The 17,171-nt window shown below is 67.6% G+C and carries 14 protein-coding genes; 10 read left to right on the top strand and 4 right to left on the bottom strand.

Features of this window, described 5'->3' with window-relative positions; genetic code table 11:
• Nucleotides 1-340: 340 nt before the first annotated feature.
• Complete coding sequence (locus OEL49_RS02060; protein ID WP_287873865.1) at nucleotides 341-1,096, top strand: hypothetical protein; 756 nt, start codon at nucleotides 341-343, stop codon at nucleotides 1,094-1,096.
• Nucleotides 1,097-1,512: 416 nt separating this feature from the next.
• On the opposite strand, the gene OEL49_RS02055 is transcribed toward OEL49_RS02060, so the two are convergent.
• Complete coding sequence (locus OEL49_RS02055; protein ID WP_287873864.1) at nucleotides 1,513-2,385, bottom strand: LysR family transcriptional regulator; 873 nt, start codon at nucleotides 2,383-2,385, stop codon at nucleotides 1,513-1,515.
• Between the two features lie 134 nt (nucleotides 2,386-2,519).
• Between OEL49_RS02055 and OEL49_RS02050 the strand changes: the two genes are divergently transcribed.
• The 5 genes from OEL49_RS02050 to OEL49_RS02030 all read left to right on the top strand — a co-directional run bounded on the left by OEL49_RS02050 (nucleotide 2,520) and on the right by OEL49_RS02030 (nucleotide 9,996).
• Nucleotides 2,520-3,725 carry an MFS transporter gene (locus tag OEL49_RS02050; RefSeq protein WP_287873862.1) on the top strand — a complete coding sequence of 402 codons (1,206 nt, stop codon included), beginning with the start codon at nucleotides 2,520-2,522 and terminating at the stop codon, nucleotides 3,723-3,725.
• 64 nt (nucleotides 3,726-3,789) lie between these two features.
• Nucleotides 3,790-6,537 carry a cation-translocating P-type ATPase gene (locus tag OEL49_RS02045; RefSeq protein WP_287873861.1) on the top strand — a complete coding sequence of 916 codons (2,748 nt, stop codon included), beginning with the start codon at nucleotides 3,790-3,792 and terminating at the stop codon, nucleotides 6,535-6,537.
• Nucleotides 6,538-6,723: 186 nt separating this feature from the next.
• Nucleotides 6,724-7,968 (top strand): cation:proton antiporter, encoded by a 1,245-nt coding sequence (locus OEL49_RS02040; protein WP_152089622.1) that lies wholly within the window; start codon nucleotides 6,724-6,726, stop codon nucleotides 7,966-7,968.
• A complete protein-coding gene (locus OEL49_RS02035) occupies nucleotides 7,961-9,085 on the top strand; it encodes a YbdK family carboxylate-amine ligase (protein WP_287873859.1) in 1,125 nt (374 codons plus the stop codon). Before OEL49_RS02040 ends, OEL49_RS02035 begins: the two co-directional genes overlap by 8 nt.
• A 131-nt stretch (nucleotides 9,086-9,216) precedes the next feature.
• On the top strand, nucleotides 9,217-9,996 hold the full coding sequence (locus OEL49_RS02030; RefSeq protein WP_130458974.1) for a gamma-glutamyl-gamma-aminobutyrate hydrolase family protein: 780 nt from the start codon (nucleotides 9,217-9,219) through the stop codon (nucleotides 9,994-9,996).
• A gap of 36 nt (nucleotides 9,997-10,032) precedes the next feature.
• On the opposite strand, the gene OEL49_RS02025 is transcribed toward OEL49_RS02030, so the two are convergent.
• Genes OEL49_RS02025 through scpB form a run of 3 tightly spaced genes read right to left on the bottom strand, consistent with a single transcriptional unit; the run spans nucleotide 10,033 to nucleotide 11,684 of the window.
• Nucleotides 10,033-10,431, bottom strand: a complete 399-nt coding sequence (locus OEL49_RS02025; protein ID WP_287873858.1) for a hypothetical protein — start codon at nucleotides 10,429-10,431, stop codon at nucleotides 10,033-10,035.
• A 34-nt stretch (nucleotides 10,432-10,465) separates the two neighbouring features.
• Nucleotides 10,466-10,858, bottom strand: a complete 393-nt coding sequence (locus tag OEL49_RS02020) for a VOC family protein (RefSeq protein WP_287873857.1) — start codon at nucleotides 10,856-10,858, stop codon at nucleotides 10,466-10,468.
• A 46-nt stretch (nucleotides 10,859-10,904) separates the two neighbouring features.
• Nucleotides 10,905-11,684 carry a methylmalonyl-CoA decarboxylase gene (scpB, locus tag OEL49_RS02015; RefSeq protein ID WP_152089618.1) on the bottom strand — a complete coding sequence of 260 codons (780 nt, stop codon included), beginning with the start codon at nucleotides 11,682-11,684 and terminating at the stop codon, nucleotides 10,905-10,907.
• Nucleotides 11,685-11,819: 135 nt separating this feature from the next.
• On the opposite strand from scpB, the gene OEL49_RS02010 reads away from it, so the two are divergent.
• The 4 genes from OEL49_RS02010 (at nucleotide 11,820) to OEL49_RS01995 (ending at nucleotide 17,168) form a co-directional block, all read left to right on the top strand.
• Complete coding sequence (locus OEL49_RS02010) at nucleotides 11,820-13,187, top strand: citrate transporter (RefSeq protein WP_130458970.1); 1,368 nt, start codon at nucleotides 11,820-11,822, stop codon at nucleotides 13,185-13,187.
• Between the two features lie 90 nt (nucleotides 13,188-13,277).
• Entirely contained in the window at nucleotides 13,278-15,047 is a 1,770-nt protein-coding gene (locus OEL49_RS02005) for an ATP-binding protein (RefSeq protein ID WP_308806116.1), read from the top strand.
• Entirely contained in the window at nucleotides 15,044-15,703 is a 660-nt protein-coding gene (locus OEL49_RS02000) for a response regulator transcription factor (protein ID WP_014238396.1), read from the top strand. Before OEL49_RS02005 ends, OEL49_RS02000 begins: the two co-directional genes overlap by 4 nt.
• Before the next feature lie 196 nt (nucleotides 15,704-15,899).
• Nucleotides 15,900-17,168, top strand: coding sequence for a putative Na+/H+ antiporter (locus tag OEL49_RS01995; RefSeq protein WP_130458968.1), 1,269 nt, complete (start codon nucleotides 15,900-15,902; stop codon nucleotides 17,166-17,168).
• Nucleotides 17,169-17,171 lie beyond the last annotated feature (3 nt).

The following is a 17,171-nucleotide window of genomic DNA, read 5'->3' as shown; positions in this document are numbered from 1 at the left end:
TGGTGGCGGGGTGGTTTTTGTGGGGGGGGGGGGGATTGGTTGGGTGTGGATTGTTGATTTTGCGGCTGTGTTCCGCGCCTGACGCGCGGGTTACTTATTCTTGTCTCGCCAAGAATAAGTAACCAACAAGAAGGCGACCCTCACCCCCGGCCCTGCGGGCTTCCCTGCGCTGCTCAGTCGAGCGGGGCGGCTGCGGAACTCGGCCCTGTGGGCCTCAAACAGTCCTCGCCGAAAGCCCCCCGCCCGCCTTGCGCTGCTCGGCGGGGGTGGAAGGGTATCCTAGGCGATTCCAAATCGTTCCCCCCAAATTTGGCTAACAGGCGAGTGATAGGTAGAACAAATGGATAAAAGACAAATTGCAATTCTCGGACTACATGACGCTGCTCATGAGGCAGCATATTTTTTAGATGTTTTACTAGATAAATTTCAGCAACAGAGGTATCGAGAGTCCTTGAATTACAAGGGTACTAATGAAATTTCTCATATGTTTAGTGCTTTTGTTCGCTCGGGAAAGTCAATCCTAGAGTTGCTTGCTGCCGCTAGGGGAGAACGAAAAAAAAGCTACCTAGAGCAATTTGCTGCATCTGAGAACTTTGAGTTTTTGATGAAAACAGCTAGAGATGCGATTACTCACGGCGGCGTTGATTTACTAGCTGGTGCAATACAAATTGATGAAGAACGAGGTAAATCTTGGGTGTTTATATGCTCACCGATAGTTGATGAAAAAGGTGACTGGATTCAACCACCTTTTCAAGATGGCATTAGTCTATCGATAGACTATTTTTTGGCCATTCTGGCCGACGTACATCAGTGTTACGAAATGACGGAAACCTTTCCTGATGAGTACTGGCATGGGATACGGGAATGGGAAATTGAGGGAATGCAAGCGACGGTGCATATTTCTCCCGCCATGGTCGATAGTGCAAAACAAGCACAATTATCGATTCCCGCAGGGTATGTTCCTAATCTGATTAATAGAGATTGGATTGAAGAGGCTCGTCGTAACTATCAATCACTTCGCAGTACATTGTTCCCAACAGTCACTGTCGCTTGGGGTAAGTACTTGGTGGAATACCCATCGTATGAAAGTCGATGAAGTACTCAATTTAGGCCAAAAATAAGTTGCCCTGTGCGGTGCCGAGCAACGGAGTTTTTGGCGGGAAATGGGCGAGCACAGTTTGAGGGCCTTTCGACCCGACCAACTGTCAACACTCGCAGCCCCCGCCGGAAGCGAGTAGCGCAGGGGACACCGCGTAGCGGGGCGCCAAACCGGGCTCGCCTTCTTGTTGGTTACTTATTCTTGGCGAGACAAGAACAAGTAACCCGCGCGTCAGGCGCGGAACACAGCGGTCAATCAACCCACCACGCCTGAAGATTCAGCCTCACAGGCAATATCCCCAGCCGAAAAGCACCAGCCCCACAACCCAACAGCGACGCCACTCTCCGCCATGCCATGGCCGGAAGGACCGTCCTCCCTTCCTCCCAGACCGGGTGCCCTGAGCGTCCCGCCGCTCACTCCAACGCCTGCTGCACCAGCCCAAGAAAGGCGAGGGCGGCGGGGGTGGGGTGGCGGCCCCAGGCGAAGTAGACCCGGCGGCGGGGCGCGGCCTGGACCGGGATGGTGACCAGCCCCGGGTAGTGGGCGGCCGTGGCCAGGGGCACCAGGGCGATGCAGACGTTTTGCCGCACCAGGGCTTCCAGCCATTCCACGTGATTGACCTCCACCGTCACCCGGCGCTCGATGGCGGCGGCCTGGAAGGCGGCGTCGGTCTGTTGCCGGGGGCCGGTGCCGGCCTGGTAGTCCACCAGGGTTTGCCGGGCCAGTTCGGCCAGGCTGAGGCGCTTGCGCCCGGCCAGGGCATGGTCCGGGTGCAGCAGGGCCACCAGGGGCTCTTCGCTGAGGAGGCGGGCGTCCACCCCGGCCACCGGCTCGCCGGGCCAGACGCCGATGAAGGCGGCGTCGGTTTCCTGCTGCCGCAGTTCTTCCAGCAGGCGGTCGCTCATGCCGGTGTGCAGGCGGATGTCCACCTGGGGGTGGCGGCGGTGGAATTCGGCGAGGAGGGCGGGCAGGTTTACCACGGTGAGGGTGGAAATGGTGCCCAGGGTCAGGGTGCCCCGGATCTCGCCGGTGGCGGCGGCCATTTCGTCTCCCAGGCGGCGGGCGGCTTCCTGCACCTGGCGGGCGTGGGTGAGAAAGGTACGGCCGGCCGGGGTCAGGGCCACCCGGCGGGAGGTGCGCTCGAAGAGGCGGGCTCCCAGCTGCTCCTCCAGGCGGGAGATCTGGTGGCTGAGGGCGGATTGCACCGTGTGGCAGCGCTCGGCGGCCCGGGTGAAGCTGCCGGTTTCGGCCACCGCCACGGCATAGTCGATCTGGCGCAGGTTCATGGCGATCAATCTGAAAAATGGATTGGTTGGATGATAACAATGCATTGGCGTCATTGATCTGCCATTCCCATACTGGCGCCACATAACGCCGCTCCGGCCGGGACCGGGGCGCCCACCTTCCCCTGGAGATTGCCGTGTCCTCTGCTGCCGCCGTTCCTGTCACCCCGGGCCTGACGCCCGGCCTGGTGCCCATCATGTCCGTCGCCACCGGCCTGGCCGTGGCCGGCAACTACTACGCCCAGCCCCTGCTGCCGGCCATCGCCCGGGAGATGGGGCTGTCCGCCGCCGGGGCCGGGGCCATCGTCACCACAGCCCAGCTGGGCTACGCCCTGGGCCTGCTGCTGATCGTGCCCCTGGGCGACCTGCTGGAACGGCGCCGCCTGATTGTGGTGATGACCCTGCTGGCGGCGGCGGGCCTGCTGGTCACCGCCCTATCGCCCTCCATGGCCGGCGTCTTCGTCGGCACCGCCCTGGCCGGCCTGTTCTCCGTGGTGGCCCAGGTGCTGGTGCCCCTGGCGGCGACCCTGGCGGCGCCGGCCCAGCGCGGCAAGGTGGTGGGCACGGTGATGAGCGGCCTGCTGCTGGGCATCCTGCTGGCTCGCACCGTGGCCGGGGCCCTGGCCACCCTGGGCGGCTGGCGCACGGTCTATTGGGTCGGCGCCGCGGCCATGGCCCTGGCGGCCCTGGTGCTGGCCCGGCGCCTGCCCCGCTACCAGCACAGCGTCGGCCTCAGTTATCCGCGGCTGCTGCTGTCGGTGCTCGGCCTCTTCCGGGAGGAGCCGAGCCTGCGCCTGCGGGCCTTCCTCGGCGCCGCCGCCTTCGCCGCCTTCAGCGTGTTGTGGACTTCCATGGCCTTCCTCCTGGCCGGCCCCGCCTACGGCTTTTCCGAAGTCACCATCGGCCTCTTCGGCCTGGCCGGCGCCGCCGGCGCCCTCGCTGCCTCCGCCGTCGGCCATCTGGCGGACCGGGGCCACGGCGACCGGGCCACCACCCTGGGCTGGTGGCTGCTGCTGCTCTCCTGGGGCGCCCTCTATTTCGCGCCCCTGTCCCTGGTGGCCCTGATCCTCGGCGTGCTGGCCCTGGACCTGGCGGTGCAGGGCGTGCACGTGAGCAACCAGGGCGCCATCTACCGCATCCGGCCCGAGGCCCGCAACCGGCTGACGGCGGCCTACATGACCTGCTATTTCATCGGCGGCGCCGCCGGCTCCCTGGTCTCCGCCGCCGCCTACGGCGCTGCCGGCTGGAGCGGCGTCTGCCTCTGCGGCGGCATCGTCAGCCTGGCCGGGCTGGCGGCCTGGCTGGGCGGCAGCCGTTTGCACAAGGCCGTGTCGGGAGCCTGACGTACTCCACCGGAAAGGGGAAAGGGCGGACAATAAGGCTGTCGTCATTGCCTTCTGGCCCACCATGCCCCGTCCCGATGCTTCCTCCCCCGTCTGGCACCACCTTTCCGGCGATGCCGTAGCCGAGCATTGGCAGACCTCCTGCGCCGAAGGGCTGTCGGAGGCCGAGGTGGAATGCCGCCGCCAGACCCACGGCGAGAACCGGCTGACGCCCAAGCCGGGCAAGGGGCCCCTGCTGCGCTTCGCCCTGCAGTTCGCCCAGCCCCTGGTGCTGGTGCTGCTGCTGGCCGGGGCCGTCACCGCCTTTCTCGGCGAGTGGGTGGATTCGGGAGTCATCTTCGGCGTCACCCTGATCAACGCCGTCATCGGCTTCATCCAGGAAGGCAAGGCGGAGAGCGCCCTGGCGGCCCTGGCCCGTTCCGTCGCCAGCGAGGTGACGGTGCTGCGGGAAGGGGAGAAGAAGCGCCTGCCCTCCCGCGCCCTGGTGCCCGGCGACGTGGTGCTGCTGGCTGCCGGCGACAAGGTGCCGGCAGACCTGCGCCTGTTCCGGGCCAAGGAGATGAAGGCCATGGAGGCGGCCCTCACCGGCGAATCCACGGCCAGCGACAAGCACGCCGAGACCCTGCCGCCGGAAACCCTGCTGGCGGACCGGGGCAACATGGCCTACGCCGGCACCATGGTGGTGAGTGGCCAGGGCGCCGGCATCACCATCGCCACCGGCGACGCCACCGAGACCGGCCGCATCTCCAAGCTGATGGGCGAGACGCCGGACCTGATGACGCCCCTCACCCGCAAGATGGCGGCCTTTTCCAACTGGCTGCTGATGGCCATCGGCGCCCTGGCCCTGTTCACCTTTGCCGTCGGCCTGTGGCGCGGCGAATCCCCCTTCGAGATGTTCATGGCGGCGGTGGCCCTGGCCGTGGGCGCCATTCCCGAAGGCCTGCCGGCGGCCATGACCATCACCCTGGCCATCGGCGTCTCGCGCATGGCCAAGCGCCGCGCCATCATCCGCAAGCTGCCGGCGGTGGAAACCCTGGGCAGCACCACGGTGATCTGCTCCGACAAGACCGGCACCCTCACCGAGAACCAGATGACGGTGCGGGAAGTGGTGGCCGGCGGCATCGCCTACCCGGTGAGCGGCAACGGCTACGCCCCGGAAGGGGAGATCGGCGGCCGTCGTCTGGGCAACGAGGCGCCGCCGGAGCCGGCCCTGCGGGAAACCCTGCTGGCCGCCGCCCTGTGCAACGACGCCGGCCTCTTCAAGGAGGGGCGCCACTGGCAGATCAGCGGCGACCCGACGGAGGCTGCCCTGCTGGTGGCGGCGCGCAAGGCCGGGCTGGACGAACACACCCTGCTTTCCCTCTATCCGCGCCAGGACGAACTGCCCTTCGACTCGGCCCGCCAGTACATGGCCACCCTGCACCGGGGCGACGGCGGCCTGGTGGTCTATGCCAAGGGCGCCCTGGAAAAGCTGCTGCCCCACTGCCGCCGCCGCTGCAATGCGGAAGGCCAGCCGGTGCCCCTGAGCGCGGCCGACGCCGCCGCCATCGAGCGCCAGGCCCGGGAGATGGCGGCCCGGGGCCTGCGGGTGCTGGCCGTGGCCCGCCGCGGCTGGGCGGCCGAGGCCGTGCTGGAGGCCGACTCCCTGATCGCCGGCGAGGGCCTGGACTACCTGGGCCTGATCGGCATGATGGACCCGCCCCGGGCCCAGGCCGTGGCGGCGGTTAAGGCCTGCCGCAACGCCGGCATCCGGGTCAAGATGATCACCGGCGACCATGCCGTCACCGCCCTGGCCATCGCCCGCCAGATCGGCATTGCCGCCGAGGGCGAGCAGGCCCTCTCCGGCGGCGAACTGGCGGCCCTGGACGACGCCGGGCTGCTGGCGGCGGTGCAGCAGATCAACGTCTTCGCCCGGGTCGAGCCGGAACAGAAGCTGCGTCTGGTGCGGGCCCTGCAGGCCCAGGGCCAGGTGGTGGCCATGACCGGCGACGGGGTGAACGACGCCCCGGCCCTGAAGCAGGCCAACATCGGCATCGCCATGGGCATTACCGGCACCGAGGTGGCCAAGGAGGCCGCCGCCATGGTCCTCACCGACGACAACTTCGCCGCCATCGAGGCGGCGGTGGAGGAGGGCAGGGGCGTCTTCGACAACCTGGTGAAGTTCATCACCTGGACCCTGCCCACCAATTTCGGCGAGGGCCTGGTCATCGTCGCCGCCATCGTTGCCGGTGCCACCCTGCCCATCACGCCCCTGCAGATTCTCTGGATCAACATGACCACGGCCGTGTTTCTCGGCCTCATGCTGGCCTTCGAGCCCATCGAGAAGGGCGTCATGGCCCGCCCGCCCCGGGCGCCCCAGACGCCGGTGCTGGACGCCCCCCTGGTGGGGCGCATCCTGCTGGTGAGCCTGCTGCTGCTGCTCGGCGCCTTCGGCCTCTTCCTGAGGGAGTTGGACCAGGGCCACACCCTGGCCGAGGCCCGCACCGTGGCGGTCAATGTGTTCGTGCTGGTGGAAACGGTCTATCTCTTCAACTGCCGCTCCCTCACCCATTCCTTCTGGAGCATCGGCCTGTTCACCAACCGCTGGTTCTGGGGCGGCATCGGCACCATGGCGGCCCTGCAGCTGCTGTTCACCTACGCGCCGATCATGAACCGGCTCTTCGCCACGGCCCCCATCGGCCTCACGGAATGGCTGGAAATCGGCGCCTTCGCCCTCTTCTGCGGCCTGGTCATCGGTACCGAGAAGCGTCTGCGCCTTGGCTTTGCGCGCCGTCAGGCCGTACGGAACTTGCCGGGGTCCGGCCGACTCTGACCTGAAGTAACCTACGGCCTCCACCGTCCCCGCCCCCGGGGATGATCCCGGGGCGCCTTGCCGGCGCCCGTCTTTCAATAACAAAAACAGGCTGTGCGCTGACCGCTCCTGCCCCATCGGGCAGGCCGCCCGGGCGCCGCATTGTTGAGACATTGCTGAACAGCCGTCCCATGGGAGCACCGCGCTATGGACGGAAACATCTCTTTCGCTTTTCTGCCGGCCCTGCCGCCGGCCCTGGGCCCCGCCGCCCTGTTCGGCAGCCTGCTGCTGGCCGGGCTGTTCGGCGGCGAGCTGGCCCGCCGCCTGAAACTGCCGCGCCTGCTGGGCTGGCTCCTGGCCGGCCTGCTGCTGGGCCAGGCCGGCCCCTGGCTGCCGCCGGGCTGGTCCCTGCACCCCCTGCTGGGGGAAACCCGGCTCTTCTTCGACGTGGCCGTGGGCCTGATCCTCTTCGACCTGGGCCGGCGCCTGGACCTGACCTGGTTCAAGCGGGACCGCTCCCTGCTGGCCGCGGCCCTGCTCGAATCGGCCCTGGCCTTCGCCGCCATGGCCGGGGTGCTGTGCCTGTTCGGCTTCACCCGGGTGGAGGCGGGCCTGGCGGCGGCCATCGGCCTGTCCACCTCGCCTGCCGTGGTGCTGCTGGTGGCCCGGGAATTCCGGGCCGAAGGCCAGGTGACGGAGCGCACCCTGGCCCTGGTGGCCATCAACACCCTGCTCGCCTTCCTCACCGCCACCACCCTGCTCTCGGTGGCCCATGCGGAAAATGCGGCGCCCTGGCACAAGACCCTGCTGCATCCCCTCTACCTGCTGCTGGGTTCGGTGCTGCTGGGCAGCCTGGCCGCCCGCCTGGTGCTGTGGGGCGCCCGCCTGCTGGGCAAGGGGCCTGAATCCAAGTTTTCCCAGTTCATCTTGCTGGCCGGCATGCTGCTGGCGGCGGTGGGCCTGGCCCACGCCTTCCAGCTGTCGGTGTTCCTGGCCCTGCTGGTGTTCGGCCTGGCCTGCCGCCAGTGGGACAGCCGCTACGCCCTGCTCAGCGTGGACCTGGGGGGCGCCGCCCAGCTCTTCTACATCGTCCTCTTCGTCCTCACCGGCGCCAGCCTGCCCCTGGCGGCAGTGCTGGCCGCCGGCCTGCCGGTGCTGGCCTATCTGGCGGCCCGCAGCCTGGGCAAGGCGGCCGGGGTCATGCTCACCGCGCCTTTCTCCCGCATCACCTGGCGCCAGCACGCCTGGCTGAGCCTGGCTTTGCTGCCCATGTCCGGGGTGGCCATCGCCCTGGTGCATGACCTCACCAGCCTCTATCCCCAGTTCGGCGAACGGCTGGGCAACCTGGTGCTGGCGGCGGTGGTGCTGCTGGAATTCCTCGGCCCCCTGGCAGTGCAGGCGGCTTTCAAGGGCGCCGGCGAGAGCCGGCCGGAAGGAGACGAGCATGCTTGAGTTCAAGTCCGTCAGTCCCTACACCCTGGGGGTGGAGCTGGAACTGCAGGTGATCAACCCCCATACCCAGGACCTGACCCGGGGCGGCCCGGACCTGCTGCGGGCCCTGGAGAAGGTGGCCCACCCGGGGGAGATCAAGCCCGAGATCACTGAGAGCATGATCGAGCTCAACAGCAGCCCCCACGCCCGCCACGACAGCCTGCTGGAGGAGCTGCACGCCATGCGCGACGCGGTGGTGCATACCGCCGGCAGCCTCAACCTGGCCATCGCCGGCGGCGGCACCCACCCTTTCCACCTCTGGCACGAGCGGCGCATCTTCCCCACCGAGCGCTTCCAGCAGCTGTCCAGCCTTTACGGCTACCTGGCCAAGCAGTTCACCGTCTTCGGCCAGCATATCCACGTGGCCTGCGAGTCGGGGGACGACGCGGTGTATCTGACGCACCAGCTGTCCCGCTACATTCCCCACTTCATCGCCCTCTCGGCGGCCTCGCCCTTTTCCCAGGGGCAGGACACCTCCTTCGAGACCTCGCGCCTGCACGCCGTTTCCGCCTTTCCCCTCTCCGGCCACATGCCGCCGGTGAGCACCTGGGCCGGCTTCGAGGAGTTTTTTGCCAAGATGCTGGGCTACGGCATCATCGGCAGCATCAAGGACTTCTACTGGGACATCCGCCCCAAGCCCGAATTCGGCACCGTGGAGGTGCGCATCTGCGACACCCCCCTGGAGGTGGATACGGCCGCCGCCCTGGCCGCCTTCGTCCAGGCCCTGGCCTTCTGGCTGCTGGTGGAGCGCCCCTACCCGGCGGACCGGGTGGAGGAGGGCCTGTACCTGGTCTACGGCTACAACCGCTTCCAGGCCACCCGCTTCGGTTTCGACGCCACCCTGGTGGACCCGCGCAGCCAGCAGAGCCTGGTGCTGCGGGACGACCTGCTGGCCACCCTGGAGCGCCTGCAGCCCTTCGCCGACATCCTCGGCAGCCGCGCGCCCCTGGCCCGGCTGGCCGCCATGGCCGGCAGCGGCGCCAACGGCAGCGCCTGGCTGCGGGCCCGGCACGAGGAAAGCGGCGCCCTGGAGGACGTGGTGCGCCACTCGGCCCGTTGCTGGGCGGGGGGCGTGTAGCGGGTGTATTGAAAATGCTATTGCCACAGAGGGCACAGAGTTCACCGAGAGGGGCCTGGTTTGCGGCGTGCTCCCGGGCGCTTGTCCTTGCTGCGGCAATGCCCTGAAACCCGGATCGAAAGGAGTCAGACATGGCCAAGCGCACCGTCAAGATCGGCATTTCCGCCCGCCTCTACCATCCCCAGCCCGAGAGCGTCGGCCTGCTGGGCAAGACCCTGCAGTACCTGGAGCAGTCCGTGGCCCACTGGGTCATGTCCCGGGACGTGCTGGTGTTCATGGTGCCCTCCATCGTCCAGGACAGCCCCATGCAGCGCAGCAACATGCGCCTGGCCGACTACGTGGGCGCCCTCGACGGCCTGGTGCTGCAGGGCGGCACCGACCTCTCGCCCCTCAGCTACGGCGAGGAACCCCTCAAGCCCGAATGGGCCGGCGACCGGGTGCGGGACGCCTACGAGATGGAACTGCTGCACGAGTTCATGGAGGCGGGCAAGCCGGTGCTGGGCATCTGCCGCGGCCTGCAACTGATCAACGTGGCCCTGGGGGGCAGCCTGCACCAGGACATCCCCAGCCTGGTGGAAGACGCCATCGCCCACGAGGCCCCCGAATACGACCGTCACACCCACCCGGTGCAGTTCGCCGAGGGCGGCCTGCTGGCCAGGCTCTACCCGGAGCAGACGGGCGGCCAGGTGGTTTCCATCCACCACCAGGCGGTCAAGGTGCTGGGCAAGGACCTGACGGTGGAAGCCACCGCCGCCGACGGCCTGGTGGAAGCCGTGCGCTGGACCGGTCGGGGCTTCGTGGTGGGCCTGCAATGGCACCCGGAATTCCACACCCCGGGCAAGGGCGAACTGCTGGACGGGGAGCCGCTGCTGCAGGCGTTTCTGGACGAAGCAAGAAAGCGGCGGTGGTAGGGGGTTGATTCCGGCCTTGGCGGTTCTACTGAAGGCTTACCTGAGTTTCAAGGCGTAATAGATGCCGACGCCTGCAAGCAATGCCCAGAAATAGATGTTCTTCGATAGCAGAAGGGGCCAGTAGAAAGTGACCCATAGGCCTGTGAGCAATGTTCTTTCTACCCCCGCCGGCAGTTGGCGCGTCTTGGCCAACCACTCATGTTCCATTTCGAACCGGCAGAAAACTGGGTGGCTCCAGAAAACGATGAGGACGCCCCACCAAGCGCCCAGGAGGAGCAGGGCCGCCAGGCCAATCCCCAGTCCGAGTTGCAACGAGACTGTCAAAGCAATAAAGAGAACAACCGCGGCGAAGCCGTAGACAATGCCGGCATGCAGCGTCTGATATTTCCGACGTTCCACTTCGGGGGGCGGAGACTGCCTGGGATTGGTTTCCATTGGTTCAGGCGATATGGATTCGGGCGCTGGGGCACTAACGCTTGATGGCCGTACACAACTCCACCAGGGTTCCCTCCGGGCAGCGGACGAAGGAGACGGTCTGGCCCCAGGGGGTGGTGCGCGGCGGCGTCAGGCCGGTGGCCCCCTGGGCCAGGGCCTTGGCGTAGGCGGCCGGCACGTCTTCCGTGAAGAGGCCGATCTCGAAAGCGTGATGCTGGGGCAATGGCGGCTCCGTCACGCATTCCGGGGGCAGCAGATCCGCCATCAGGCCGTGGCTGGCGAAGGCGATGCAGGTGGCGCCGGCCTCCAGCTCCCCGTAGACGCCCGTTGCGTCGATGAAGCGCCGGTGCAGGCCGAAGGCCCTTTCCCAGAAGGCGATGGCGGCCGGTACGTCGGCGACGTAGATGATGGTGTAACCGAATTTCACGCTTTGTCTCCCCTTCGCGGCCCGATTGCCGGAAGCCTAATCCTACCTACTGCCCCCGGTAGATCGGCTTGCGCTTCTGCTTGAAGGCGTGGATGCCTTCGGCGTAGTCGGCGCTGTTGTACACCACCCGGCGCAGGCCCTGGATGCGTTCGAAATCCTGGGGGGAGAGGGCGTGGGCGCCGGCCAGGATGCGCAGCTGTTCCTTGATCACGGAGATGGAGAGGGGGGCGTTGTGGGCCATGCCCTTGGCCAGCTCGTGCACGAAGGCGTCGATCTCGGCGGCGGGCACCAGGTGGTTGATGACGCCCTGGCGTTCCAGGCGGGCGGCGCCCATGGGGCTGCCGGTGAACAGCAGTTCCTTGGCCAGGTGCAGGGGCAGGGCGTTGAGGAAGGTGAGCAGGCCGGTGGCGTTGTAGGGCACGCCCAGCTTGGCCGGGGTGGCGGCGAAGGTGGCTTCGGGGGTGGCGACGATGAGGTCGCAGGCGAACACCAGTTCGCAGGCGCCGCCCCAGACGCTGCCGCCCACCTGGGCGATGACCGGGCCGGGAAAGGCTTCGATCTCCCGGATCACCATGCGCAGGGAGTCCTTCCAGCCCAGGGGGTCGTGGCCGCCGGTGGGCAGCTCGTCCACGCTGTGGCCGGCAGACCACACCTTGGCCCCGGGCTGGCCCCGGATCACCGCGACCCGGGCCCCTTCCTGGGTGAACAGGGCGAGGGCGGCGGCGATTTCGCCGGTCATGGCTTCCGACAGGGCGTTGCGCTTGAAGTCGTAGTTGAAGGTGATGCTGCCGATGCCTTCGGCGAGGTGGGCGTTGATGAGGGACATGGGGCGGGCGGTGGAAGACGATGTCCTATTGTGCGCCAGAATGCGGCGTTGCAGCATGGGGCTAAGTGTTTTCCCCTAAGGGGGAGGCCGCGGGGCGAATGTTAGAATCCGGCCCACAAAAATCTGGAGGACTCCATGCTGTCGACCCTGTCCCGCCCGGGAGCGCGCTCCCTCGGCCTGCTGGCCCTGTGCCTGGCTTTTCCCCTCTCCGCCTGGGCCGACGGCCCGGTGCTGGTGGCCGGCATTCCCCTGGACTTCATCCTGTTCGGCCTGACCCTGCTGGGCGTGGCCCTGTTCCACAACTACACCCTCTACGTCGGTCTCACCGGCGTCACCGTGATCAGCCTGTACAAGATCTTCGTCACCGGCTTCAAGACCGGGGTCGGCTTTGCCGGCTTCGCCGCCCACCTGGGCCACGAGTTCGTCACCCTCTCCAACCTGCTGTGCCTGCTCATGGGCTTCGCCCTGCTCTCGCGCCACTTCGAGAAGAGCCACGTGCCGGTGATCCTGCCCAAGTACCTGCCGGGCGAGTGGAAGGGCGGTTTCGTGCTGCTGGTGATGGTCTTCGTGCTGTCCTCCTTCCTCGACAACATCGCCGCGGCCCTCATCGGCGGCGCCATGGCCCACCAGCTGTTCCGCGGCAAGGTCCACGTGGGCTACCTGGCCGGCATCGTCGCCGCCTCCAATGCCGGCGGCTCCGGCTCCGTGGTGGGGGATACCACCACCACCATGATGTGGATCGACGGCGTGCCGCCCCACATCGTGCTCGACGCCTACGTGGCGGCCATCGTCGCCCTGCTCATCGTCGCCTTCGTCGCCTCCAGGCAGCAGCATGCCTACTCCCCCATCATCAAGGGCGGCCACCAGCACACCAAGATCGACTGGGCCCGGGTCGGCATCGTCGGCATGATCCTGGCCTTCGCCATCGGCGCCAACGTGCTGGTGAATATCAATTTCCCCGAAGAGGCGGACCATTTCCCCTTCATCGGCGTCGCCGTGTGGCTGGCCATCCTCATTTCCACCTCCATCCGCCGGCCCGACTGGGAAGTGCTGCCGGAAACCTTCAAGGGCTCCATCTTCCTGCTCTCCCTGGTCACCTGCGCTTCCATGATGCCGGTGGAAGAGCTGCCCGGCGCCTCCTGGCAGACCGCCCTGGGCCTGGGCTTCGTTTCCGCCGTCTTCGACAACATTCCGCTGACGGCCCTGGCCCTGAAGCAGGGCGGCTACGACTGGGGCTTCCTGGCCTACGCCGTGGGCTTCGGCGGTTCCATGGTGTGGTTCGGCTCCTCCGCCGGCGTGGCCCTCTCCAACATGTTCCCCGAGGCCAAGTCCGTGGGTAACTGGCTGCGCCACGGCTGGCACGTGGCCCTGGCCTACGTGGTCGGCTTCTTCGTCCTGCTCACCGTGCTCGGCTGGCATCCGGATGCGGACCACAAGGCGCCCGCCGCCGTCGAAGCGGCAGCCGCTGCCGCCGTTCCGGCCGAGGCTGCCGCCAAGCCCTAACTTCTGATTCAGGGCCGGTCCGGGACCAAGGTTCCGCGGCCCTCTCCGGACACCCATGCCCGACAGCGCCGTCCCGTGCGCTGCTCGGGCATGGTGCTTTTACGGGTGCGTACTGCGCCGCACGGGGGATGCGTTCGGCATTTCCGCTGGCGGCGTGTCGTGACAAATCCGTACGTACCCCGGCAGACCCAGTCCTGGCCTGTTTTCAGGCATGATCCGGGTATGACTTTTGCCCGCTTTTTCCACCTGCCCGTTCCCCCTGCGCTGAACCCGAGTCGGGTTGCGGCCGTAGGGTGCGTCTACGTGCTGCTTTACCTCCTGCTGGACTGGGTCAGCTTCATCCATCCCCTGCCGGCCTTCGAGGTGACGCCCTGGAATCCGCCCCCCGGACTGACCCTGGCCCTGCTGCTGGCCTTCGGCCTGCGCTTCTGGCCCCTGGCCTTCGCCACCGTGTGGTGCGGCAATGTGCTGGTGCACGGCATGGCCGCCCTGTCCGTGGAAACCCTGCTGCTCACCGGCATCACCGCCGGCGGCTACGGCCTCATGGCGGCCCTGCTGCACCGGGTCGGCGCCGCCGACATCCGGGACCGGGGCGCGCTGCCCCGCTTCCTCGCCGTCCTCGCCGGCACCGCCCTGCTTCTGGGCGGGCTCTATCTGCTGGTGGTCAGCGCCTTCCTGCCCGACAGCCAGCGGGGCTTCCTCTACGCCCTGGTGCGTTTCTGGGTGGGGGATGCCATCGGCGTCCTGGTCAGCGCCCCCCTGATCCTGGTGCTGCTGCGCCCGGGGGACTGGAAATTCCTGGAGACCCGGGAATTCACCCTGCAGTGCCTGGCGGTGATGCTCTCCCTGTGGGTGGTGTTCGGCCTGCCGTGGACCGACGAATTCAAGTATTTCTACCTGCTGTTCCTGCCCCTCACCTGGATTTCCCTGCGCCACGGCCTGGAGGGGGCCTGCCTGACCCTGGCCATGATCCAGGTGGGCCTCATCGTCAGCGCCCAGTGGCTCGGCTACAAGGGTGGCACGGTGCAGGAGATGCAGTTCCTCATGGCCTCCCTGGCCATCACCGGCCTCACCCTGGGGGTCACCTCCAGCGCCCGCAAGGTGGCCGAGAGCGAGCTGAAGCGGGCCCTGCGCCTGGCGGCGGCCGGCGAGATGGCGGCGGCCCTGGCCCACGAACTGAACCAGCCCCTCACCGCCGTGGCCAACTACGCCCGGGCCGGCCAGCTGATGCTGGAGGCGGGGCGGGGCGGCGAGCTGTCCGACGTGCTGGACAAGGTGGCGGCCGAGGCCCGCCGCGCCGGCGCCGTGGTGCGCCGCCTGCGGGACTTCTTCAAGACCGGCCACACCCGGCGCGATCCGGTGCCGATCCTGCCCCTGGTGGTGGAAACCATCGGCGAGGTGGAGGAACGGGCCAAGCGCCAGGCCTGCCGCCTCGAATACGCCATCCCGGCCGACCTGCCGCCGGCCCGGGGCGACGGGGTGCAGCTCCAGGTGGTGCTGCGCAACCTGCTCATCAACGCCCTCGACGCCGTGTCGCCGGAAAGCTTCGGCCGCAGCACCGACGAGCCGGTGGTGAGCCTGGCCGCCCACCGGGAAGGCAACGAACTGCAACTGGTGGTGCAGGACAACGGGCCGGGCATCCTGCCCCAGTTCCGCGAACGCCTGTTCGAGCCCTTCGCCACCAGCAAGCCCACCGGCATGGGCCTGGGCCTGGCCATCAGCCGGGCCATCGTCGAGGCCCACGGCGGCCGCCTGTGGGCCGAATCGCCCAGCGCCGGCGGCAGCCGTTTCATCATCGCCTTGCCGCTGCACCATTCCGTTTATTCCGTAAAACCGCTGCCTGTGAAAGGAGCCCCATGAATCTGAGCATTCCTCCCAACGCCCCCACCGTCTATGTGGTGGACGACGACGCGGCCATCCGGGATTCCCTGGGTCTGCTGCTCAACCTCAAGGGTTACCGGGTCCAGGCCTTCGGCTCCGCCGAGGACTACCTGGCGGCCGTCGATCCCGACGCTCCCGGCTGTCTCATCGCCGACGTGCGCCTGCCCGGCATGGACGGTCTCTCCCTGCAGGCCACCCTGGCGGAGAAGGGCATCCAGCTGCCGGTGATCGTCATTTCCGCCCACGGCGACGCCTCCACCGCCCGCACCGCCTTCAAGGCCCAGGCCGTGGATTTCCTGGAAAAGCCCATCGACGACAACCAGCTGTTCAACGCCGTCGCCACCGCCCTGGCCCTGGACACGGCCCGCCGCAAGGAGGCCGCCACCGGCGCCGAGATGCGCGACCGCCTGGAGCGCCTCTCCCGGCGCGAGCGGGAGGTGATGCGCCTGGCCGCCGCCGGCAAGCCCAACCGGGAAATCGGCGAGGTGCTCGGCATCAGCCCCCGCACGGTGGAGGTGTACAAGGCCCGCATGATGGAAAAGCTGCAGGCCCGCAACCTCTCCGAGCTGGTGCGCATCGTCGTCCAGTTCGACAACGAGGTGCCGCCCCCGGCGCCGGACGAAGAGGCCGCCTGATGGCCCGGCGTGTCCTTAGGGTTGGCCGCGTCGTTGATCGGCCGTACGCTGAACGGCGAATTACCGCCGGGAGCGGTCGCGCCTATGATGCCCAGGCTGGATTCAGCAACAATCCTGTTGGACACCCACTCGTGTCGCCCGCTGCGTCGTCATCCGCAGCGGGCGTTTCTTTTGCCCCGCGCCCGGACCTGCCCTGATGTCGGCCCTCGCCCCCACTCCCGTTGAAATCGCCGCCACGGTGCTGTTCGCCCTGGCCATCGTGCATACCTTTTCCACCAAGTACTTCGAACACCTGGCCCACACCCAGCCGGCCCATGCCGGCCTGTGGCACCTGCTGGGCGAGGTGGAGGTGGTGTTCGGCTTCTGGGCCATGGTGCTGGTGCTGGTCATGGTCGGCCTGCAGGGCACCGGGGAGGCGGTGACCTACCTGGAATCCTGCAACTACACGGAGGCCCTGTTCGTCTTCGTCATCATGGTCATCGCCGCCAGCCGGCCCATCCTGGCCCTGGCCGGCCACAGCGTCCGTGCCGCGGCGCGAACGCTGCCCCTGCCGGACAGCGTCGCCACCTTCTTCGTCATTCTCTTCCTGGTGCCCCTGCTCGGCTCCTTCATCACCGAGCCCGCCGCCATGACCCTGGGGGCCCTGCTGCTGCGGGACCGCTATTTCGCCCGGCCTGTTTCCAGCCGCCTCAAGTACGCGACCCTGGCGGTGCTGTTCGTGAACATTTCCATCGGCGGCACCCTGACCCCCTTCGCCGCGCCGCCGGTGCTGATGGTGGCCGGCAAGTGGGGCTGGGACCTGGCCTTCATGGCCAGCACCTTCGGCTGGAAGGCCGCCATCGCCGTCGGCATCAACGCCCTGGTGGTGACCTTCGTCTATCGCCGGGAGCTGGTCAGCCTGTGCGGCGCCGTGGAAGGCGAGGCCGCCCCCGCCGTGCCGGCCGGCATGGTGCTGGTGCACCTGGCCTTCCTGGTCGGGGTGGTGGTGTTCGCCCACCATCCGGCCGTGTTCCTCGGCCTGTTCCTCTTCTTCCTCGGCTTTTGCGAGGCCTACAAGCACCACCAGGACCGCCTCATCCTGCGGGAAGGCCTGCTGGTGGCCTTCTTCCTGGCCGGCCTGGTGACCCTGGGCGGCCTGCAGAAGTGGTGGCTGCAGGACGTGCTGGCGGGCATGGCGCCCACCGTGCTGTTCTTCGGCGCCACCGCCCTCACGGCCCTCACCGACAATGCGGCCCTGACCTACCTGGGCTCCCTGGTGGAGGGCGTCACCCCGGCCTTCCAGTACGCCCTGGTGGCGGGGGCCGTCACCGGCGGCGGTCTCACGGTGATCGCCAACGCCCCCAACCCGGCGGGCTTCTCCATCCTCAAAGGCACTTTCCACGAGCAGGCCATCAGCCCCATCGGCCTGCTGCTGTGCGCGTTGCCGCCTACGTTGGTGTCCGTCCTGGCCTTCCAGCTTCTATAATCC

The sequence above is a fragment of the Azospira sp. genome, from assembly GCF_030247495.1.
Lineage (GTDB): Bacteria > Pseudomonadota > Gammaproteobacteria > Burkholderiales > Rhodocyclaceae > Azospira > Azospira oryzae.
Note: the sequence above shows the minus strand (reverse complement) of the source record. Positions and strands in the feature narration are given on the sequence as shown.

What these genes read in the sequence shown, in the direction of transcription:
- OEL49_RS02060 (WP_287873865.1), top strand. Translation starts at nt 341, where the DNA reads ATGGATAAAAGACAAATTGCAATTCTCGGACTACATGACGCTGCTCAT.
- OEL49_RS02055 (WP_287873864.1), bottom strand. Translation starts at nt 2,385, where the DNA reads ATGAACCTGCGCCAGATCGACTATGCCGTGGCGGTGGCCGAAACCGGC.
- OEL49_RS02045 (WP_287873861.1), top strand. Translation starts at nt 3,790, where the DNA reads ATGCCCCGTCCCGATGCTTCCTCCCCCGTCTGGCACCACCTTTCCGGC.
- OEL49_RS02040 (WP_152089622.1), top strand. Translation starts at nt 6,724, where the DNA reads ATGGACGGAAACATCTCTTTCGCTTTTCTGCCGGCCCTGCCGCCGGCC.
- OEL49_RS02035 (WP_287873859.1), top strand. Translation starts at nt 7,961, where the DNA reads ATGCTTGAGTTCAAGTCCGTCAGTCCCTACACCCTGGGGGTGGAGCTG.
- OEL49_RS02030 (WP_130458974.1), top strand. Translation starts at nt 9,217, where the DNA reads ATGGCCAAGCGCACCGTCAAGATCGGCATTTCCGCCCGCCTCTACCAT.
- OEL49_RS02025 (WP_287873858.1), bottom strand. Translation starts at nt 10,431, where the DNA reads ATGGAAACCAATCCCAGGCAGTCTCCGCCCCCCGAAGTGGAACGTCGG.
- scpB (WP_152089618.1), bottom strand. Translation starts at nt 11,684, where the DNA reads ATGTCCCTCATCAACGCCCACCTCGCCGAAGGCATCGGCAGCATCACC.
- OEL49_RS02010 (WP_130458970.1), top strand. Translation starts at nt 11,820, where the DNA reads ATGCTGTCGACCCTGTCCCGCCCGGGAGCGCGCTCCCTCGGCCTGCTG.
- OEL49_RS02005 (WP_308806116.1), top strand. Translation starts at nt 13,278, where the DNA reads ATGGTGCTTTTACGGGTGCGTACTGCGCCGCACGGGGGATGCGTTCGG.
- OEL49_RS02000 (WP_014238396.1), top strand. Translation starts at nt 15,044, where the DNA reads ATGAATCTGAGCATTCCTCCCAACGCCCCCACCGTCTATGTGGTGGAC.
- OEL49_RS01995 (WP_130458968.1), top strand. Translation starts at nt 15,900, where the DNA reads ATGTCGGCCCTCGCCCCCACTCCCGTTGAAATCGCCGCCACGGTGCTG.